General features: G+C 53.4%; 21 protein-coding genes. 12 read left to right on the plus strand and 9 right to left on the minus strand.

Going from position 1 to position 19150, the window contains the following annotated elements:
- Positions 1-85 precede the first annotated feature (85 nt).
- Positions 86-487: a DUF2177 family protein gene (locus MXMO3_RS05845; protein WP_117395257.1), complete on the plus strand. Its 402-nt coding sequence runs from the start codon at positions 86-88 to the stop codon at positions 485-487.
- Here MXMO3_RS05845 and solA read toward each other — a convergent pair.
- Entirely contained in the window at positions 484-1656 is a 1173-nt protein-coding gene (gene solA / locus MXMO3_RS05850) for an N-methyl-L-tryptophan oxidase (RefSeq protein ID WP_117395258.1), read from the minus strand. The two genes, MXMO3_RS05845 and solA, sit on opposite strands and share 4 nt — an antisense overlap.
- A 229-nt stretch (positions 1657-1885) precedes the next feature.
- Between solA and MXMO3_RS05855 the strand changes: the two genes are divergently transcribed.
- Positions 1886-2308, plus strand: a complete 423-nt coding sequence (locus tag MXMO3_RS05855) for a CHAP domain-containing protein (RefSeq protein ID WP_117395259.1) — start codon at positions 1886-1888, stop codon at positions 2306-2308.
- 62 nt (positions 2309-2370) lie between these two features.
- On the opposite strand, the gene MXMO3_RS05860 is transcribed toward MXMO3_RS05855, so the two are convergent.
- From MXMO3_RS05860 to sseA, 4 genes are all read right to left on the minus strand, one after another.
- Positions 2371-3840, minus strand: coding sequence for an ArnT family glycosyltransferase (locus tag MXMO3_RS05860; RefSeq protein WP_117395260.1), 1470 nt, complete (start codon positions 3838-3840; stop codon positions 2371-2373).
- Positions 3841-3865: 25 nt separating this feature from the next.
- The gene (locus tag MXMO3_RS05865; protein WP_117395261.1) at positions 3866-4774 is read right to left on the minus strand and encodes a pseudouridine-5'-phosphate glycosidase; all 909 of its coding nucleotides are present in this window, start codon (positions 4772-4774) and stop codon (positions 3866-3868) included.
- Between the two features lie 11 nt (positions 4775-4785).
- Positions 4786-5880, minus strand: coding sequence for a carbohydrate kinase (locus tag MXMO3_RS05870; protein ID WP_117395262.1), 1095 nt, complete (start codon positions 5878-5880; stop codon positions 4786-4788).
- Positions 5881-5943: 63 nt separating this feature from the next.
- Positions 5944-6801 carry a 3-mercaptopyruvate sulfurtransferase gene (gene sseA, locus MXMO3_RS05875; protein WP_117395263.1) on the minus strand — a complete coding sequence of 286 codons (858 nt, stop codon included), beginning with the start codon at positions 6799-6801 and terminating at the stop codon, positions 5944-5946.
- A gap of 92 nt (positions 6802-6893) precedes the next feature.
- Here sseA and MXMO3_RS05880 point away from each other — a divergent pair, with 92 nt between their 5' ends.
- The 3 genes from MXMO3_RS05880 (at position 6894) to MXMO3_RS05890 (ending at position 10548) form a co-directional block, all read left to right on the plus strand.
- Positions 6894-8702, plus strand: a complete 1809-nt coding sequence (locus MXMO3_RS05880) for an ATP-binding cassette domain-containing protein (protein WP_117395264.1) — start codon at positions 6894-6896, stop codon at positions 8700-8702.
- A 77-nt stretch (positions 8703-8779) separates the two neighbouring features.
- Entirely contained in the window at positions 8780-9664 is an 885-nt protein-coding gene (locus MXMO3_RS05885) for a DMT family transporter (RefSeq protein ID WP_027834643.1), read from the plus strand.
- Entirely contained in the window at positions 9586-10548 is a 963-nt protein-coding gene (locus MXMO3_RS05890) for a DMT family transporter (protein WP_117395265.1), read from the plus strand. Before MXMO3_RS05885 ends, MXMO3_RS05890 begins: the two co-directional genes overlap by 79 nt.
- Here MXMO3_RS05890 and MXMO3_RS18635 read toward each other — a convergent pair.
- The gene (locus MXMO3_RS18635; protein ID WP_162889144.1) at positions 10545-10934 is read right to left on the minus strand and encodes a DUF3224 domain-containing protein; all 390 of its coding nucleotides are present in this window, start codon (positions 10932-10934) and stop codon (positions 10545-10547) included. The two genes, MXMO3_RS05890 and MXMO3_RS18635, sit on opposite strands and share 4 nt — an antisense overlap.
- A 75-nt stretch (positions 10935-11009) precedes the next feature.
- On the opposite strand from MXMO3_RS18635, the gene MXMO3_RS05900 reads away from it, so the two are divergent.
- Positions 11010-11822 (plus strand): helix-turn-helix domain-containing protein, encoded by an 813-nt coding sequence (locus MXMO3_RS05900; protein ID WP_117395266.1) that lies wholly within the window; start codon positions 11010-11012, stop codon positions 11820-11822.
- Here the strand turns inward: MXMO3_RS05900 and MXMO3_RS05905 are convergent.
- Positions 11819-12958 carry a trans-sulfuration enzyme family protein gene (locus MXMO3_RS05905; RefSeq protein WP_117396726.1) on the minus strand — a complete coding sequence of 380 codons (1140 nt, stop codon included), beginning with the start codon at positions 12956-12958 and terminating at the stop codon, positions 11819-11821. The genes MXMO3_RS05900 and MXMO3_RS05905 overlap by 4 nt on opposite strands.
- A gap of 306 nt (positions 12959-13264) precedes the next feature.
- Here MXMO3_RS05905 and MXMO3_RS18640 point away from each other — a divergent pair, with 306 nt between their 5' ends.
- From MXMO3_RS18640 to MXMO3_RS05920, 4 genes are all read left to right on the plus strand, one after another.
- A complete protein-coding gene (locus MXMO3_RS18640) occupies positions 13265-13432 on the plus strand; it encodes a hypothetical protein (RefSeq protein WP_156905517.1) in 168 nt (55 codons plus the stop codon).
- 71 nt (positions 13433-13503) lie between these two features.
- Positions 13504-14415 carry a polysaccharide deacetylase family protein gene (locus MXMO3_RS05910; protein WP_117395267.1) on the plus strand — a complete coding sequence of 304 codons (912 nt, stop codon included), beginning with the start codon at positions 13504-13506 and terminating at the stop codon, positions 14413-14415.
- 40 nt (positions 14416-14455) lie between these two features.
- Positions 14456-14959, plus strand: coding sequence for a P-loop NTPase family protein (locus MXMO3_RS05915; RefSeq protein ID WP_117395268.1), 504 nt, complete (start codon positions 14456-14458; stop codon positions 14957-14959).
- Complete coding sequence (locus tag MXMO3_RS05920; RefSeq protein WP_162889145.1) at positions 14959-16257, plus strand: MFS transporter; 1299 nt, start codon at positions 14959-14961, stop codon at positions 16255-16257. Before MXMO3_RS05915 ends, MXMO3_RS05920 begins: the two co-directional genes overlap by 1 nt.
- Here MXMO3_RS05920 and MXMO3_RS05925 read toward each other — a convergent pair.
- Together MXMO3_RS05925 and MXMO3_RS05930 are read right to left on the minus strand one after the other, a co-directional pair.
- On the minus strand, positions 16254-16916 hold the full coding sequence (locus MXMO3_RS05925) for an RluA family pseudouridine synthase (protein WP_117395270.1): 663 nt from the start codon (positions 16914-16916) through the stop codon (positions 16254-16256). The genes MXMO3_RS05920 and MXMO3_RS05925 overlap by 4 nt on opposite strands.
- Before the next feature lie 2 nt (positions 16917-16918).
- Positions 16919-17488, minus strand: a complete 570-nt coding sequence (locus tag MXMO3_RS05930) for a gamma-glutamylcyclotransferase family protein (RefSeq protein ID WP_051213554.1) — start codon at positions 17486-17488, stop codon at positions 16919-16921.
- A gap of 123 nt (positions 17489-17611) precedes the next feature.
- On the opposite strand from MXMO3_RS05930, the gene MXMO3_RS05935 reads away from it, so the two are divergent.
- Both MXMO3_RS05935 and MXMO3_RS05940 read left to right on the plus strand, forming a co-directional pair.
- Positions 17612-18463 carry an AraC family transcriptional regulator gene (locus MXMO3_RS05935; RefSeq protein WP_245985811.1) on the plus strand — a complete coding sequence of 284 codons (852 nt, stop codon included), beginning with the start codon at positions 17612-17614 and terminating at the stop codon, positions 18461-18463.
- A 2-nt stretch (positions 18464-18465) separates the two neighbouring features.
- Positions 18466-19104 (plus strand): GyrI-like domain-containing protein, encoded by a 639-nt coding sequence (locus tag MXMO3_RS05940; RefSeq protein WP_117395271.1) that lies wholly within the window; start codon positions 18466-18468, stop codon positions 19102-19104.
- The last annotated feature ends 46 nt before the right edge of the window (positions 19105-19150 follow it).

The following is a 19150-nucleotide window of genomic DNA, read 5'->3' on the forward strand; positions in this document are numbered from 1 at the left end:
TCCCCGTAATAAATTGACGAACTGGGGCTGAAGAGTGATCCGCCTAGCTTGGCCATGGCGTAAGTCTTACAACAGGAGCAACAACATGACCAATCTAATCGCTTACGTCGCCACATTGGTGGTTTTTCTGGGAATTGACTTTGTTTGGCTTAGCTATGTCGCCCGTAACTTTTATTTTGAACGCATCAGCCATTTAATGGCGGATAGTCCGAACTTCGCCGCCGCCGGTGTGTTCTATTTGTTTTATGTTGTGGGTATCGTTTATTTCGCAGTTTTGCCCGCGCTTAAGGCCGGTTCGGTGATGCCCGCCGTGATTTCAGGCGCGCTCTTGGGGCTGCTCGCCTATGGCACATATGACATGACCAACTATGCCACGTTGAAAGATTGGCCGGTGAGTGTGGCCATCGTCGATATGATTTGGGGTGCGACCCTGACCGCGACTGCCGCCGCAGCAGGGTTCTATATCACCCGCATGGTGACGAGCTAGACCCGATTAAATCGTGACAATTTGAAGGGCGAAATGTCGTAAGATGTTTCGCCCTTTGTCATGAGTTGGGCCAGCATTTCGCCAATGGCGGCACTGTGCTTGAAGCCATGGCCGGAGCAGGGCGATACCAGAAAAACATTTTCCATATCAGGGTGATCATCCATAATAAACTGGCCGTCCGGCGCTGCGGTATAAAGACAGGTTGCGGAGCGCACGACATTCGGGTTCAACCCGAGCAGTCGATCTTTTGGGTGGCGGCGGAAAAATTCGTCTTGTTCTGCGCGACTAACCTCCCGATTTGTCTCTTCCGGCAATGTTGGCGCGCCATAGAATTCGGATGCCATTTTGAATTGATGTGGCGCGGCAAGTGACGGCATGCCATAGAAAAAGTCGTCGGGCTCTTCGCCATGAGGCCAGGCAAAGGCCGGGCTATTTTCCCAAGCTGATTGATGGTCTTTTTCGATATCCAGCCAATGCAGCACCTGTCGGGTGGGCTGGAAAATATCGTGCCATTTCGGATGGAGAAATGATCGCACCCATGGCCCGGCGCTCAAAATCACTTTTGCGGCGCTGAAGGTTTCTTGTTGCGTGCGCACATTAACCGCGCCATCGGCCTGCGGCATGATTTCGCCCACGACCTGTCCATATCGCAAGTCGGCACCATATTTTTCCGCGAGCTTGAGTTGATTATCGACACATTGCTCCGCCCGCAAATAGCCGGCGCCGGGTTCAAAATAGGCATGTTCATTGTCGCTGATGAGGAAGTTTGGAAATCGACTGCGCACCTCCGCCGGGGTGAGCATTTCATGTTGGATGTCAAACTTCTTGGCGGCTGCCTCGGTTGTTGCCAAAAAGCCTTTTTTGGCCGTGGCTTGGTCTGATTGATCACTGGAGATCATCACTGCGCCAATTTCATTGAGCAGTTTTTCGCCAGTTTCGGCTTCAATCTCGCGCCAGATTTCGTGGGCGCGTAAAGCAAAGGGCACATAGGCGAAGCCTTCCCCAATTGCCTGCCGGGTCAGGCGGCTTTCCCCGTGGGTGGACCCATGAATGTGTGGCGGTGTGTGTTGATCAAGGCCCAAAACCTTGGTGCCGGACTTGGCCAATTGAAAGGCAGCTGCGCTGCCCATGGCCCCAAGGCCAACCACAATCACATCATAATGTTGCATAAACGCCTCTATTGCTGCGCGAAGGGAGGGATTTTTTGATCATTTGATTGGTTTTGCCGCGCAGCGTCAAGGGGTCCTCATTTCTGACACATTCGGGCGCCACATGGCGGCCCGTCGCGATGTTTCGCGCTTTTATCTGAGCGTGCCTGCTGGTTGGCGCGTTTGACGAACAATAGGATAATCGGGACGTTTTGGTGCAGGGCACCGCGTCCGCTTGGTGAACAGCTACATGAACAAAATGACTTTGCGCGCGGTGATTGCCGTGCTTGCGCTTGTGCTGCCGTTTTCTGCAGTGGTGCCGGCACAGGCTACCCCTTTGGTTAGACTGATGGAAAAAGATTTGGGGCAGCGCCGCCCCGGTGGATGCCCGTCAAAATGGTGTGCCTGCTATATGGATCAAATTTTGAAACGGGCTGGATTTCAATCGCGCGGGTCGAACCGCGCCCGAGACTTTGCCTCTTATGGCAAGACCACAAAAACCGCCAAGGTGGGCTCAATCATGGTGATGCGCAATCATGTGGGGGTTGTGATGGGCAAATGTGACAATGGCCAGGTCAAAATCATCTCTGGCAATTATTCAAAGAAGGTCGCGGTGGGGTGCTACCCTGCGAGCAAAGCCATTGCATGGCGTGACCCGATTAAAGCGCGCTAGGAGTAGACGCGTTTCAATCTGAAATGGGTGCCTTCAACTGCGGTTGGGCGCCCTTTTTTTGGCTAGTTTTTAAAGTTGGTTGCTAAATAGGTGTGGCGCTTTTCCACCAAATAGCCTTGGCGGTAGATTTCTATTGTGTCGACTAGCTCGACTGTCTCGAAGCGATCGGCAAGGGTTTCCCCCAGGCCATTGCCTGCGTGGGTGATGATGAGCGCGTTTTCGCCCAAATGCTGGGCTGGCTCAAACCAATAGCGAAATTGAGAAGGGGCGCCGCCCAAATCAGTGACATTTGCGTCTTGCATTGCAAACCCTAGGGGGGCGGAAATGGTATAATGTGTGCCCGCCACAAAGCCTATGTCATGTTCAGCCATGAGTGTTTGCACCCGTGTTGCGGTTTCCGTCCAGCCGAATGAACGGGCGGAAAAATAGTCGGCGGTGCTGAAATAGGTGCGGATGGGCAAAACGCCAAAGTTAAAAGCAATGATCGCCGCCAGAAGAACGCCATAAACCACATGCGCAAATGTAAGCCACCCCCAGCGCACATATTGGGCGAGAAAGGGCAGGATTGCGATATAGGCCACAAGGTTCCAATGGAACATGATGTCTGTGGTGAATGAGAGCACCAGAAACAGAAGGCTGGAGGTCCAGAACGCAAACTTCGCGATGCCCAAGCCAGCGGGCGCGTTGGGTCGGGGCCATAGAGTTTTTGCCAAGGGCCAGATCAAAAAGGGCGACAAAAAACCAACCATGCCAGCCAGATAGCCGATCAGACCGCTAAAATTGTTTTCCGACGGCAGGCCCGCATGTCGATCGCGCAAAATAAAACTGATGGAGGAGGCGTTGGTGTTGATGTTCCAATAAATCTCAGGGCCGACGACCAGAAGGAAAAGCGCAAAGGCGAGATAGCTCTGTCCATGACGAAAGATGCGCCGCGCATTGGGGGTGAAAACTGCGTAGAGGAAGACGCCCGCGCCCAGGAGCACCGCGTTATATTTGGCCAGCGTGGCCAGCCCGACGCAGATGCATGCGGCATATAGCCAAAGCCAAACGGGGGGCTGATCTTCGTTGAGCGGAATAAAGAATTTAAGAAAGAACAACAGGCCGAGCAGCAGCAGCAACACCATGAGATGATCTGGCAGCGCCAGCATGGTCATGGTGAGGAAGATGGGCGTGCTGAGAAACAACACAAAGGTCACTGCAAAATGCCGCTTGGGGGCGGTGCTGATTTGTTTGGAGATGAGCCAAAGCACCCAAATGTCGGCCAGGAATGTCAAAACCGGCATAAGGCGCAAAGCCCAGACATTCCAGCCAACCATTTTGGACGCCGCCCAAAGGGTCCAGGCGTTGAGCGGCGGATGGTCATAATAGGAAATGGCTGGATGTTGCGACCACATCCAATAATAGGCTTCGTCCGCCACCATATTGCCGCTTAGCCAAAAGAAAAGGCGCAGCCCCAGCAAAAGGGCAACGCCTGCAATGAGCAAAAATTTGAGCGGTTGAGTTACGCTTGCATCATCGTTTCTGGTGATCATTCGTCGCTCTCAACCCCTAAAACGCCTATCGTTTGGCCGCGACGGCAATCTCCCCGGCCAGTTTCGCGTTGTTGATCAATAGCGCAATGTTTGCTTTGAGTGAACGGCCTTCGCTTAATTCCACCACTTTACCCAAAACAAATGGGGTGACTGCCGCGCCTTTGATGTTGTTCGCGTCCGCTTCGGCGATTGCCTTGTCGATGATGGTTTCCATCTCATCATTGCTCAGCGCGTCCGCTTCTGGCACCGGGTTGGTGAACAGCAATCCGCTATCTGCACCCAAGTCGCGCCATGCAGTGTAGGTGGCGGCAGCTTCGGCAATATTGTCCACACTGTGGGGCAGGGCCAAGCCGCTATCGCGTGTGTAAAAAGCGGGCAGGTTTTTGGTTTGATAGCCAACAATGGGCACGCCTTGGGTTTCCAAAACTTCAAGGGTAAGCGGCAAATCAAGGATCGACTTGGCACCCGCGCAGACCACGGCAACGGGCGTTTTGCCCAATTCGGTCAGGTCAGCGGACACATCAAATGGGTGGCCGCGGTGCACGCCGCCAATGCCGCCGGTAGCGAAGATGTCGATTTTGGCGGCAGCGGCCACGATCATGGTGCCTGCGACGGTTAAAGAGCCGGATTGGTTTTTGCCCAACAATGGCGCAAAGTCGCGGCGCGAACATTTGGCAATTGAACCGCGTTCGCTTGTGGCAAAGTCTTTCAGCTGCTCCTCGGTCAAACCGACAGTCACCTGTCCATCCACAATGCCGAGTGTCGCTGGGCAAGCACCGGCTTCTTTTACGGCATTTTCCATGGTGAGCGCTGTTTCCAGATTGCTGGGATAGGCCATGCCGTGGGTCACCACGGTGGTTTCGAGCGCCACAATGGGCGTGTTGTTTTTCAAGGCTTCGGCGACATGTGCACCAAATTGAAGATCAAAATTCATGGGAGGAATCCTTAGTTGGATGCAAAATGCTGCTGCGCAAATGTTTCAACCGCCGTGTGGGAGAGGTCGGGGCTGTTACGCAGGGTGGATTTGAGGGTGTGTTGCGCTGCGCCGATGCCGAATTGTGCGGCATGAGCAAGGGGCAGCTTTTGATTAAGACCATGCAGCGTGCCCGCCACAAAGGCGTCGCCCGCGCCGGAAACGTCCACGATTTCGGCCGCAGGCACGGCAAGGTGCTGCATGGTGTTTTGATAAGAGAGATAGACGCCGTTGGCGCCGTCGGTGATGATCACATGTTCGGCACCGCGTGAGATCAAAGCAGTGATCATTGCGTCTGGTGTTGCTTGCTCGGTGGCAGCCAAAGCTTCGTCCTTATTGCAGAACAGATAGCTGATGCCGCTGAGATCGTCCGGCAGGCGTTTGAATTTCGGAATTGAAACAGTGTCAACGGCCAGCGGAATATTCTGGTCGCGGCAATGGGTGACGAGTTTGGCCAAGCCATCCGCCGACAAGTTGGTGTCGGCAAATATCAGGGCTGAGCCGCTGATCAGTCCCAAATGGGTTTGCACAAAAGCTGCGTCCATTTGGTTGAAAATGTCCATATCCGCGACGCCCAGATAGAGACCGCCATCGGGCTGCATAATCGCAGTGTAGGTGCCTGTGGCCAAGTTGCGGTTGCGCACCATGTGGGAAAGGTCGACGCCACTTTGTGTGGTGGCGGCGCTCAACGCGTCTGCCGCGCCATCGTCGCCGACGATTGAAAGCAGTTTGGTGGGCTCGCCCAAGCGCGCAAGATTTTCAGCCACATTGCGGGCCACGCCGCCACGGGTTTCTTCAGCGCTCGCCGGGTTGGAGGTTTCCAAAATGCCGGGCTCTTTCAGCTTGAGCACCCGGTCCATCACCGCGCCGCCTATGCACAAAATGCTTTGCTGTTGCGCCACAATATAGGCGCGCCCGAGAATGTAGCCCTTGGCTTGCAGGCGCTCAATATAATTGGCGACAGTTGCCCGTGCCACGCCCAGACGCTCGCCAAGCTCTTTTTGGCTGGCGTAAGGGTGGGCCGTGATTTCGGCCAATAATCTTTGTTCCAGATCGGTAAGGGACATAGTGCCTTTATTGCAAAAGTTTGCTTGATAAACATTTGCAATATAGGTTGTGCGGAGATTTGTCTAGCCCTTTACAATTGGCGTTTCAGGTCGTGCGCCCCATTCGCTCCATGAACCGTCATAAAGACGCGTGTTTTTGTGGCCCAAAATCTCCAGCACCAAAAGGATGACGCAGGCGGTGACGCCGGAGCCGCAAGTGGTGATCGTGGGTTTTGAGGCGTCGAACTTCTCATTTATGATCTGCTCAAGCTCAGCTTTGGGGAGCAGGCGGCCTTCATCGTCCAAAAACGCAGCATAGTGCAGATTTTGGGCACCCGGCATATGGCCCGCGCGCATGCCCTCGCGCGGCTCGTCGGTTTCGCCTTTGAAGCGGCCCGGGCCGCGGGCATCAAGAATATTGCAGCTTTGGTCGCCCTTATTCACTAAGTCGAGTAATTCTTCAAACGGCACCAGCTTTTGTGCATCGAAGGCGGCAGTGAAATTGCCGTTGGCCTTTGGCGTGGGCTGGGCGGTTTCGGTGGGATGGCCTTGCTTTTCCCAATAGGGGAAACCGCCATTGAGAATACGCACATTGCTTGCGCCCATTTGGCTGAGCATCCACCAGGCACGGGCGGCAGAAAACAGGCCTTGGGTATCATAGACCACGATGGGGTCATCATTGTTGACACCCATTTTTTGCATTTGATCCTGAAAGAATGCGGCGCTGGGCATGGTGTGCGACAGAGTGGAGTTCGGGTCCGACAGTTCCTTGATCGAGAAAAACATGGCGCCGGGGATGTGCTTTTCTTGATATTCTTTGATTGCGTCACGGTTGGCACCGGGCAGATGCATGGACGCGTCAAAAATAACCAGATTGGGTTGGCCCAGCTTTGCGGCCAGTTCGTCGGCTTCGATCAGGTAAGTGTCAATTTGTGCGCTCATGAGGATGCCTTTGCGGTTTGGTCTGGTTTTTGGCCATTGTATTTATGCCAATCAATGATAGTAGACCCTAAACAGGAATATATAGATCTCATATGGCCAGCGCAGTTCTCTCACTTCAAGATATTTATCTCACTTTTGGCGGCACGCCTTTGTTGGAAGGCGCAGCGCTTTTTGTGGCGCCGGGAGAGCGTATTGCCTTGGTGGGACGTAATGGTTCGGGCAAATCGACCTTGCTGAAAATCCTGGCGGGCGATGTTGAAGCGGACAGTGGTACACGCTTTGTGCAGCCCGGCGTCACCTGGCGCTATTTGCAGCAAGAGCCAGATTTGAGCGCTTATGAAACTGTGTTGGACTATGTGCAGGACGGCCTGGTGGATGGGGATGACCAATATCGCGCGCCCTATCTTTTAAGTGAACTCGGTCTTGATCCAGAGGCTTCACCTGTTGGCTTGTCAGGTGGTGAATCGCGCCGTGCGGCGCTGGCGCGGGCCTTGGCACCGGAGCCTGATGTGCTGCTGTTGGACGAGCCGACCAACCATTTGGATCTGCCCGCCATTGAATGGCTACAGGATGAGCTGAAGTCGATGAAATCGGCGATGGTGATCATCTCGCACGATAGGCGCTTTCTGTCAGATTTAACTCAATCCACCGTGTGGCTGGATCGGGGGCAAACCCGGCAAAACAGTCAGGGTTTTGCCCATTTTGAACAGTGGCGTGATGATATTTTGGCGCAAGAAGAGCTGGAGCAGCATAAGCTGGATCGGCAAATTGTGCGCGAAGAGCATTGGGTGCGTTACGGGGTAACCGCACGGCGCAAACGCAATGTGCGGCGCATGTCGGAATTGGCTGATTTGCGACAAAAGCGGGTGGACCATCGCGGACCCACGGGCAATGTGAAAATGCAGGCGACCGAGGGCCAGCAATCCGGGGCGATTGTGGCGGATGTGAAAAATGTGTCCAAAGCCTTTGGCGATCTGACCATTGTGAAAGATTTCAGCCTTCGTGTGATGCGCGGTGATCGGTTAGGCATTGTTGGCCCCAACGGGGCTGGCAAATCGACATTGATCAAATTGATCACGGGGGAGTTGGCACCTGACGACGGCGAAGTGCAACTCGGCACCAAGCTCGATATTGCGGTGCTGGACCAAAAGCGGGCGCAGCTTGACCCCGAAACGAGCTTGAAAGATAGCCTGACGGGCGGGGGCAGCGACAATATTGTTATTGGCGACCAAACCAAGCACGTGGTCGGCTATATGAAGGACTTTTTGTTCTCACCGGAACAAGCGGGCACCGCCGTTGGCAAGCTGTCCGGCGGCGAGCGGGCGCGGGTTCTGTTGGCCAAGGCCATGGCGCAACCCTCGAACCTGTTGATCCTTGACGAACCGACCAACGATTTGGATTTGGAAACGCTGGATTTGCTGCAGGAAATGCTGGCCGATTATCATGGCACGGTGATTGTGGTGAGCCACGACCGGGACTTTCTGGATCGTGTGGCGACCTCCATACTTGTGCATGAAGGCAATGGTCATTGGCACGAATATGCTGGTGGCTATTCGGATATGGTGGCCCTGCGGGGGCACGGTGTAGGTCAGCGCAAAAGCGAGCCGAAGCCAAAAAAAGAAAAGCCGAAATCAGAGGCCAAACCTGCGGCGCCGAAACCGCAGAAAAAGCTGAGTTTCAAGCACAAGCATGCGCTGGAAACCCTGCCCAAGCTTATGGAAGAGTTAGAGGCAAAGGTGGCCAAGCTGAATGAAGACCTCGCTGACGCGGATCTTTATGCCAAGGCACCTGAGAAATTTCAAAAGCTGACTGAAGAGCTTGGCGCCACCCAGCAAAAGCTAGATGCGGCGGAAGAAGAATGGCTGGAAATTGAAATGTTGCGCGAGGAAATTGAAGGCTAGGCCTTTGCCGCACTCTTGCCGCGTCAATTGAATTGGTCTAACCATTGTCGTTCACGCTAATTTCGGGCTGACGCACAATGGACATGTCGACAACAAAAGCACTGCTGCTTGCGGTGGCGGCTATCGCCGTCATTTCAATGATGGACGCCAGCGTTAAGTCGCTATCGGGCGACGCCTCCACTTTGACCATTCTGTTTTTCCGACAAGGCGTTGCGGCCGTTTTGTTGGGCGGTCTTGCCCTTTACAAAGGCTCGCATTTTCCCACCCGCGCGCAACTGCCTTTGCATTTCATCCGCGCAATGATGATTGGCGCCACCGCCTTTGCGTTCTTTTATGCGGTGGGCGAATTGCCGCTGATGTTGGTGACGGCCATCTTTATGGTCGCCCCGATTTTGGTGAGCATTATGGGGGTAGTTTTCCTCAAAGAAGAGGTCACGAAAACCCTGATTTTCGGCACCATATTGGGCTTTGCCGGGGCGATGGTGATTGTTTTTGGCGGCAGCAATGGCGCAGACTTTTCGGCAAGTGGTGATTTGTGGGCGTGGGTGGCGGCGTTGCTGGGGCCGTTTGGTTATGCCTTGAGCATTGTGGTGATGAAAAGCCAAAGCCGGCAGGCGGATGCCACCATAATCACCTTCCTGCAGGCATTCTTTATCGCGCTTGTGGCGGCGCCATTTGCTGTGGTGCAGCTTGATGTGCCGAGTTTGGATATCGGTTTGCGCCTCGCCAGTGTGGGCTTTTTGGGCGCTTTGGGTTTTGTGCTCTATGTGTCGGCGTTGCGTAATTTGCCGGCGTCGGTGTTTGTGCTCACTGAAAATACTGCGCTGCTGTGGGCTGCGATGTTTGGCTTTATCTTCTTTATGGAAGTGCCAGCGCTCACCACATGGGTGGGGGCATTTATGATCATCGCCGCTTGCTTATCGGTTGGGCGGCAACAGGTGCGCCGCACACCGAAGCGATGACCGGATTATTCCACCGCATAAAGCCTTCGGCGTTGGGCTTGGCCCTTTTGGCCATGTTTGCCTTTGCGTTGATGGATGCGCTGGTAAAGGTTTTGGTGGTCAGCCTGCCTGTGGGGCAGGTGGCGTTTATGCGCACGACTGGCAGTGCGCTATTGTTTTTCGGCGTGGCAGTTTGGGGGCAGCATCTTCATTTTGCGGGGGTGCAGTGGCGCTTGCATTTGCTGCGTGCGGCGGGCGCAGCGCTGGTGACGCTATGCTTCTTTTTTGCGCTGGCGCATTTTGCACTGGTCACAGTGGCGGCGTTTGCGCTGACCGGCCAATTGATCAGCACGCTTTATGGCGTGATGTTTTTCAAGGAAAGGTTTGACGCAAAAATCGCCTTGGCGCTTCTGGTCGGGCTTTTTGGGGCCTTGCTGTTTTTGATCAGTGAGGGCTTGTTCGCGAGTCAAATCAGCGTGTCACTTTTGCCGCTTCTGGCCTTGATCGCAGTGCCTGTTTTGGAAGCGACCTTGCTGGCTTTTCTGAAATTCCACACGCAAAAGGAAGGGCCGATTTTGATGTCACTGATCCAGCTCTCCCTGGCGGCGCTGATCTTATCGCCTGGCCTTTTGCAATATGTGCCGCTGAGTGGCGGACAATGGGGTGTTCTGGCCGCCACGTGTGTGGTTGGCGCGTTGGCGGGTTATTGGTCCGTGGTGGCGATTAAGCAATTGCCGGTGAGCGTTTTTGCGATCACCGACAATACCAGTGTTGTGTGGGCGGCCCTATTGGGGCTGGTGCTGTTTTCGCATGTGCCCACGCCCTTGCAATGGGCAGGCGCCGCCCTGATTTTTGCCAGCTGCTATTTTCTCTCGGTCTATTTGGCGCCGAAGGATGACGTCTAGCGCGTCAGCTCCAAATGCCAATCGACCTGCTTGGTGTGGCCTGCCTCATAACCACCGTTGCCCGTTGCGCCCTCAAATGCGCCGGTGCCAGAACCTTCGACAATTTGCCAGTTTGTGGTGGCCTTATCTTTGGTCCAGGTGCCCGTTTCCAAAATGGTTAGGGTGCCCTGTTCGCCCTTGAGCGTGCCATTGAACAGGCGGAAGCCGTGATATTGCGCGGTGCCTTCTTCGCAATAAAAAATCTGCATTTTGATGCTGGCGCTGCCCTTCAAGTCGCCGTCAAATTCTTCTTTTACCAGTGCCTCGCTGAGTTTTTGCTGGTCATTGATCTGCTTAACCACAGTTTCATCCCAAGCGAAATGGGTGTAGGTGCCGGAAAGTTTCATGTTGATTTCCCTTGTTGATTTGCCTTGAGCTTGGCAAAGTCGGCGCAAGATGAATTGTAATTTCGCGACAATCTGATGGAAAAATCTGATCCCCAGCTCGGTCCGGCGCGTGGCCTGATCGCCAAGCGCCTCTCCATGGCCGAATTTGATCTCACGCGCATTGTGCCATCCGATGGCGCGGCGCGGTGGATTGAGAATTATTGGGTGATCGAATGGGATCGGGGCGAAAAGCCAGTCTATCGGCAAGAAAATCTGCCCCATCCGAGCGCGCATTTTGTGCTCGATCCGCAGGCTGGCTCAGGCTTGTTTGGGGTGCAAACGCATAGGTTCTTTTATGAGCTGGTGGGGAAGGGGCGCGTGATCGGCGCAAAGTTTCGCCCGGGCCATCTGTTTCCGGTTTGGCAACGCTCGCTTTCGGAACTGACGGATCAGCGTGAAACCGACCTTGCCGCGTTGGGCCTGGACCTTAAAGAGCTGCAGGCGCATTTTATTGCGCTGGATGATCCGGCTGATATGGCGGAGATTTTGGATCGGCATATTGCAGCATTGAGCGCGCCAGATGATCCCAAGGCGGTGCAGGCGCATGATTTGGTGCATATGATTGAGGGTGATCAAAACCTGTCTCGGGTGTCGACGCTTGCGGAAAGATCGGGCCTCAATGCCCGGCAACTGCAGCGCCTATTTGCGCAATATGTGGGTGTGTCCCCGAAATGGGTGATTGAGCGTTATCGCATGATTGAGGCGGTGGAGGCGATCAACCGAGGCGAAGAGCGCTCGCTCACAGCGTTGGCTCATCGTCTCGGCTATTTTGATCAGGCGCATTTCAGCAAAGCATTTTCGTCATTGATCGGGCGCACACCACAGCAATTGCTGGCGCAATCGGCTTAGCTGAGCGCTGTTTCCAGATCCGCGATCAAATCTTCGATATGTTCAATGCCGACAGACAGGCGCAGCAAAGTTTCTGGAATGCCTGTTGTGCTTTCAATCGTGAAGCGGTGTTCCACGAGGCTTTCCACCCCACCAAGGGAAGTGGCGCGTTTGAACAGGTGGAGCTTGCCCACCGCATCGAGGGCGCGCTGTTTGTCGCCTTTCACGGTGAAGGACAGTAGCGGCCCAAATCCATTATGCATCTGTTTTTTGGCCAGCGCGTGCGCTTCATGGCTTTCAAGGCCAGGATAAAATACATGATCGACTTCGTCATGGGCCTGCAAATATTGGGCGACGGCCATGGCATTCTCACTCATGCGCTCCATGCGCAAGGGCAGGGTGCGCATGCCGCGGATCAATAAATAGGCTTCAAAGCTGCCAATTACCGCGCCTGCATCGTGGCGATCTACTTTGATGTCTTGCCAAACGGGGCGTGTTTCATCATCCACCGCCAACACACCTGCCAGCACGTCTGAGTGGCCATTGATGCTTTTGGTGCCTGAGTGCATCACAATGTGGGCGCCCAAATCGAGTGGGTTGGAGATGGCTGGCCCTGCCGCTGTGGAATCGACGCCCAAGATGCCGCCTGCATCGGTGGTTGCCGCTGCAACTGCACCGATATCGGTGACGCGCAGCCAGGGGTTGGATGGTGTTTCGATGAACACAAGGGCCGGTTTCTCCGCCGCGATCAGTGACACCGTTTCGTCGGTTTTGCTGGTGTCCTGCTCAATCAATTTGATGGCGCGGCGTTCGCAATATTCGCGCACCCACTTTGTGGTGCCCCAATAAATTTGCGATTGCATGATAATCGTTTGTCCCGCCCGAGTGGTGCGGAACAGCGCCGCAATGGCCGCCATGCCAGTGGGAAACACCAATGCATCCCGCGCGTTTTCGGCAGTCGCTAAAATCTTTTCTGCCAAACGCACAATGTCATTGTCATCGCGAGCATAGATGTTGTTGTCGCGCAGCAAATCGTAGTTCTCATCCCGCACAAATGTTGTGGAGGGTTGAATAGCAGGGACTACGCCAGCGGTTTGCTGGTCGATATATCCAGCAGCTTGCGCAAAGAGAGTTTCCAGGCGTTGGCGACGCGTCATAATTTCCTCCAATTTCGGGAGCATACGCTCAAAGTATGCACTAGGGATAATCTGTGTAGCAAAAACATGCGCTCTATAGAAGCGGCAAAGATGTAGTTTTGACCCCACCAAGAATATAGGCAGTACGGACATGTAACCGTACTATGAGGTTCGTAGCATTTTTGTCACATACAAAATTATTGTATGTGAACATAAATTTTTGTTCTAGTAAAATTTTTTTACTTTGTTATATCAGCGCGCGTTGATCGAAATTGACGACATATTTCCCTAGACCTTTTTTTACAATTCGACGACGAGGCAATCGAGATGGAGCATAATAGTTTATTTGACGCGTTGGCGCGCGTCGAAAAGCAAATCATATACACGCCTTCTGGCGACCAAATGTATGTGATTGAACGCCGTGCATTTGAAAAATTGATGGCGGCAATTGAAGCAAATGATGTTGTAGATTTGACCGATACCGTTCAAATCTAAGGCGAAGGCAACGCATTTTTAACCATAAACCCAGTAAAAATTGTGTGATTACATGATTTTGGGTTTGAGTGATGGTTCAGTTGCGTGGCGTGATTTGTGGTTTGGCAGTGCTTGCCATGCTGGGTGGATGTGCAAAGCCACCAAAAAGTGGACCGACAACAAGTCGCTCCGCATATACTCAAGAAATGCCTGCGAAAGCTGATGAAAAAATCGAGATCGCAAGCAAACTGTTGACCGGTAATTCTGATCCACAAGTGGATGATATAAAGACGGCGTCATTATCGCCGCAATATGAATTGCGGAGGAGCGGTCAAGCCCTTGAGGGGCGTACCCTTTCTGTTTCACTCCAAAAAGACATTCAATTGGCCAAGGGCGAATTTGTCCTCACCTTTGATGATGGTCCCCGTCCGGGCAAGACCGAAAAAATTCTCGACATTCTAGACGAGCACGACGTTAAAGCCATGTTCTTGATGTTGGGCCGTTCGGCACAATCGCATCCCGGTTTGGTGCGTGAAGTGGCGAAACGCGGTCATACAATTGGCCTGCACACCCATTCCCATGGGGATTTGACCAAACTGAATGTGGCGGCAGCCTTGGCTGAAATTGAACGCGGACAGCGTCCGGTTGTGGCGGCGCTTTCACCCATCAACAAAGAGCCAGCGCCGTTTTTCCGTTTTCCCTATTTGGCGCAAAATGCCCAATTGCGGACAGCGGTCAAAAATTCTGGCTATGTGATTATGGATGTGGAGGTCGACTCCAAAGACTATTATAGCGATAGCGCCGATCAGGTGCGACTACGCACCCTCAAGCGGATGGCCAATGCCGGACATGGTGTTGTTCTGTTCCACGATATTCATAATCGTACCGTGAAAATGCTGCCCCAATTGCTCAAAGATATGGAAGCGCGTGGCTACAAAGTGGTCAATCTGGTGCCACAGAACCAACCTCGCTTCAAATCTGTGGTTCAGCTTGCCAACAATTAAGCAATAATCTAGAACCTCCTCTCTTTTGGGGGAGGATGTGATGCAACGCATTGCGATATTGGGCGGCTCAGGTTCTGGCAAATCCACACTGGCGCGGGCACTGGGCAAGAAGCTCAATCTGCCCGTTGTGCATATGGATCAGCACTATTTTTCGGCCGGGTGGGTGGAGCCCGACCATGCGGATTGGCGCGAAAAGGTGGCGTCGATGTGTGCTGAAGATCAGTGGGTGATGGATGGCAATTACAGCAAAACGTTCGATCTTCGATTGCCCCGCGCCGACCTGATTATCTTTCTCGACTTCCCCACATGGTTGTGCACGTGGCGCGTGTTTAAGCGCACGACCTTTGGCTTCGGCAAGGTCCGGCCAGATTCAGCTGTTGGATGTCCAGAGCGTTTCGATCCGCAATTTCTCCTTTATGTGTTGAACTATCGGAGTCAGCGCGCGCCAAAGATCCGTGAAAAACTGATTGAACTGGGCACGTCAACGCGCATACTATCCAGCCCCAATGATATTAATAAATTTTTGGAAGAGCTTACAATTTAGTGCTCATAAATCGTAATTTTTCGAAGCTTTGGCTTGCTGCCGGAGCGTCCAATTTGGCCGATGGCGTCGGGTTGGTTGCATTTCCCTGGATCGCGTCCTTAATCACACGAGATCCTGTTGCTGTGGCGCTGGTCGCTGTATTTTTGCGCGGTCCATGGTTTTTCTTTTCTTTGCCCGCCGGTGTGCTGACAGATCGGTTCGATCGTCGGCGGATCATGGTCTTGATGGATTTTATTCGCTTTGTGGTGATGTCGGCGTTCGCCCTAACTGTGTTTTTCGCGGGGGACATCGCCAATATCAGCGATGAACCGTCACGCTTAGTCTTGCTCGGCGTACTTTATTGCGCTGCACTGATTTTTGGCATGTGCGAAGTCTTGCGCGACAATGCGGGGCAAACAATTTTGCCAAGCCTGGTTGCAAAACATCAATTGGAGGCAGCTAACGGCAAATTCTCTGCCGTAGAGATGTTGCTGAATGGGCTGGCGGGACCACCGATTGCGGGTTTTCTCATTGCCATCGCCCTGTTTATGCCCTTGGCCGTCAATGCGGCGGCCTTTCTGTTTGCTGCCATTATGGTGCTGGCCATTGTGCCATCATCGTCTCAATCTTCCCGAAAAAGGGCCGCCGCGGCGAATCCAACTTCATTTTGGTTTGAACTGAAAAGCGGGTTTGGCTGGCTGTGGCGCTTTCCAATTTTGCGGGATTTGGCGCTCATCCTGGGTGGCGTTAATGCGGCCTTTATGATGGGTGTTGCCATCTATGTCTTGTTCGCTCAAGAAGTGTTGGGTCTTGATGCGGCGGGTTACGGGCTGTTGCTCACCGCAGGGGCGTTGGGCGGGTTTATCGGCAGTTTTATTGTGCCGTGGCTCGGGCGCTGGCTCGATATGAGGTTTATGCTGCTGTTTGCAATGGGGTTGATGGTTTTCGAAAACACGGCCATCGGCCTCGCCTCTAACTTTGCTTTCGCCTGGATGGTGATCTTTATTGGGGGCATTGGCATTGTAGGCTGGAACATCCATACCGTATCCTTTCGCCAACGTATTATTCCAGACGCACTTTTGGGCCGCGTGAACTCTGTCTACCGTTTTTTCGGTTGGGGGATGATGCCGCTAGGCACCTTGCTGGGCGGCCTTTGCGTTCAAATAATGGAGCCATTTTGGGGGCGGGAATGGGCCTTGCGCAGTCCGTTTTTATTGGCGGCCATTATCTGCGGTCTGTTGGGGCTTTATGCGATGGGGCGTCTAACGCGGCAGAAAATATCGGATGCGGAAAGCCGCGCCGCCATGTCGGCTGCCTAAAACGGCACTTCACTTCCAAAGCTGATGCGTTCACCACCGATGGGGTGGTGAATTTCTAAATATCGGGCATGAAGGCAAAGGCGGTCGCTGGCTGCCTGCACAAATGCGGGGGCGTAGAAATCATCGCCGAGAATGGGATGGCCGAGGGCAAGCAAGTGCACTCTTAATTGATGGGAGCGGCCTGTGATTGGGAACAGGTCAAACCGAGAGGTTCGCTCATTTCTTTGCAGCACTTGATAACGGGTTTGGGCCGACTTGCCATTGGCGAAATCCACGATCTGCAGCGGGCGGTTTGGCCAATCGCACCGGAGCGGTAGGTCGATGAGCCCTTCATCGCGCCCGGCCTGTCCCCACGCCAATGCTTGATAGATCTTGCTGGTGTGGCGGCGTTCAAATTGCAGGCCAATGTGTCGGTGCGCGGCGGCATTTTTGGCCAAAATCAAAATGCCAGACGTGTCCATATCCAGCCGATGGATAATGCGGGCATCGGGGCAATATTGTTGGGCGCGATATTCAAGACAATCCCACAGATGTTCGGCTTTGCCCGGCACGGAGAGTAGGCCCGAGGGTTTGTCCACCACCAGCAGATGATCGTCTTCAAAAACGATGTTGAGCGCGTCTTGCGGGGGGCGATAATCAAATGCGGGGCGCGGGGGCATTTTTAAGCGGCTTCTGGGCCCAGCAGATAATCAAATCCGGCCTTTTTCAACAACATTTCAGCTTCCAGTTTGCCGGGGCGTTGCGGGTCGGGATCGGGCATATGCTCAAAGCTGGCCAAATGTTCCTGATGCGCTTTCGGTAAGTCATTTTGGATGGCGCCGGACAGGCAAAGCGCCCAATACCACTGATATGGCTTTGGCGGCGTTTGATCCGGCTCAGCGATATAGGTGACAGTTTGAAACTGGTCGCCCGCATCGGTGTGCACCAAAAAGTTTGCGTCGCGAATATAGGTGGTGGGCAGGGTCAGATGAATGCCTTCAATCCGGTCCAATATCGATGCTTCTTCAAGATGCATCTCATAGACCACGCCATAAACCCGTTCATTGGCGTTGTCGCTTTTAAAAATTGTGCCTTTGCCGGAACCGCCATGATCGTCGTGACCGATTTTACCAAAGTTGACGCCATAACCTGGCGCAAAAGCATTGGCGACAGGGCGGGCCGTGGGGCACCTATTTTGCAACCGCTCATTCAATAGATTTGAGCCATATGCAAAGTAGAAATAGGTCGACATTTATGTTCCCTTTGGCAAACAATATTGCGCATTGGTACAGATTTCCAAATGCGCAAGATTTATCAATCGCTTTTGTGCATGCTTTTAACCCGAGCCAATCAAAAGGAAAAGAGCAGAATGCAAATGAGCCAACAGCAGCTTAGCTATCGTAAGCGGATCGATCGGGTGGTCAATTATATTTATGACCATTTGGACGAGCCGATCGATTTGCAGCTTCTGGCCGATGTGGCGTGTATGTCGCCCTATCATTGGCATCGGGTTTATCGGGCCATTCAGGGGGAAACCATTGCCGCAACCGTGAAGCGATTGCGATTGCATCGCGCGGCGGGGCAATTGGCGCACAGCAAGATCTCTATCGAGGAGATTGCTGAACGGTCGGGCTATTCCAGTCTGGCTGCCTTTTCTCGGGCTTTCACGCAGATTTATGGTCAGCCTCCGGCACAGTTTCGTCGTGCAGGTGCGCATGTCAAATTGCAGGAGGCCATCGCGCAAGGAGAAGGGCATTTGTACCCCGTAGAAATAAAAACGATAGAAGCGCAGACCTTGATCGGCTTGCCGCATCAAGGGGATTATATGGATATTGGGCGGGTGTTTGAGCCTGTTTTTGGATGGCTCGGGCAAGCGGGTCTTTTGCCTCAAATGCGGCACGCCATGGCCATCTATTACCATGACCCCGACAGCGTGCCAGAACCCGATCTGCAATCATTTGCCGGTGCGGTGATGGAGGGGGATGTTGAGATGCCCGAGCATTTCCAAACGCGGGTGGTGAAAGGCGGGCGTTATGCCGTTTTGCGTTATCGGGGCGCCTATGCGGAAATGGCCGACGCCTATCGGTGGCTTTTTGGCACTTGGCTCACCACCAATGGATATGAGTTGGGCGATGCCCCTTGTGTGGAGGCCTATCGCAACAACCCACGTGAAGTATCGCCAGCGGACCTTCTCACAGACATTTATTTGCCATTGGCTGAGGTGTGAGCATGGAAAAACTGGATTTCAAGAAACGCGATAAACCCTACTATTCGGGCAAGGTGGGACGATTTGATCGAATTGATGTGCCCCCCATGAATTATTTGATGATTGATGGGGAAGGCGGCCCTGTTGGGGAAAGCTATGCGCCCTCGATCGGTGCGCTATACAGCATGAGTTATGGTTTGAAATTTCTATCTAAAACCGAGTTGGAAAAGGACTATGTTGTCGGCCCCCTGCAAGGGCTTTGGTGGGCAGAGGACATGAATACCTTTATCGCGCGGCAAAAGGATCAGTGGTTGTGGACGATGATGATCCGCCAGCCGGAATGGCTGACCAAAGACCATGTGGAACAGGTGCGCACCTCAGCCATCGCCAAAAATGCAGGGAAAAAGGAGCCGCCGACCAGCGAAGAGTTGCTGCGCAAGGTGCGGTTGGAAACCTACCATGAGGGCGATTGCGTGCAGGTTTTGCATGTGGGATCTTATGATGATGAGGGGCCGATTCTTCACAAAATGCATCATGAGTTTATTCCCGAAAATGGGTTGAAGATGCATATGAAACATCATGAGATTTATTTGAATGATCCGCGCCGTGTGGCGCCGGAAAAACTAAAAACCGTTTTGCGCCAACCGGTTAAGCCAGCCTGATCTGTTCACTTTTTGCTGATTTATTGTTGTCTTTACGTTCTGGCGG

It is taken from the genome of Maritalea myrionectae (genome assembly GCF_003433515.1).
In the GTDB taxonomy this organism is placed as follows: Bacteria; Pseudomonadota; Alphaproteobacteria; order Rhizobiales; family Devosiaceae; genus Maritalea; species Maritalea myrionectae.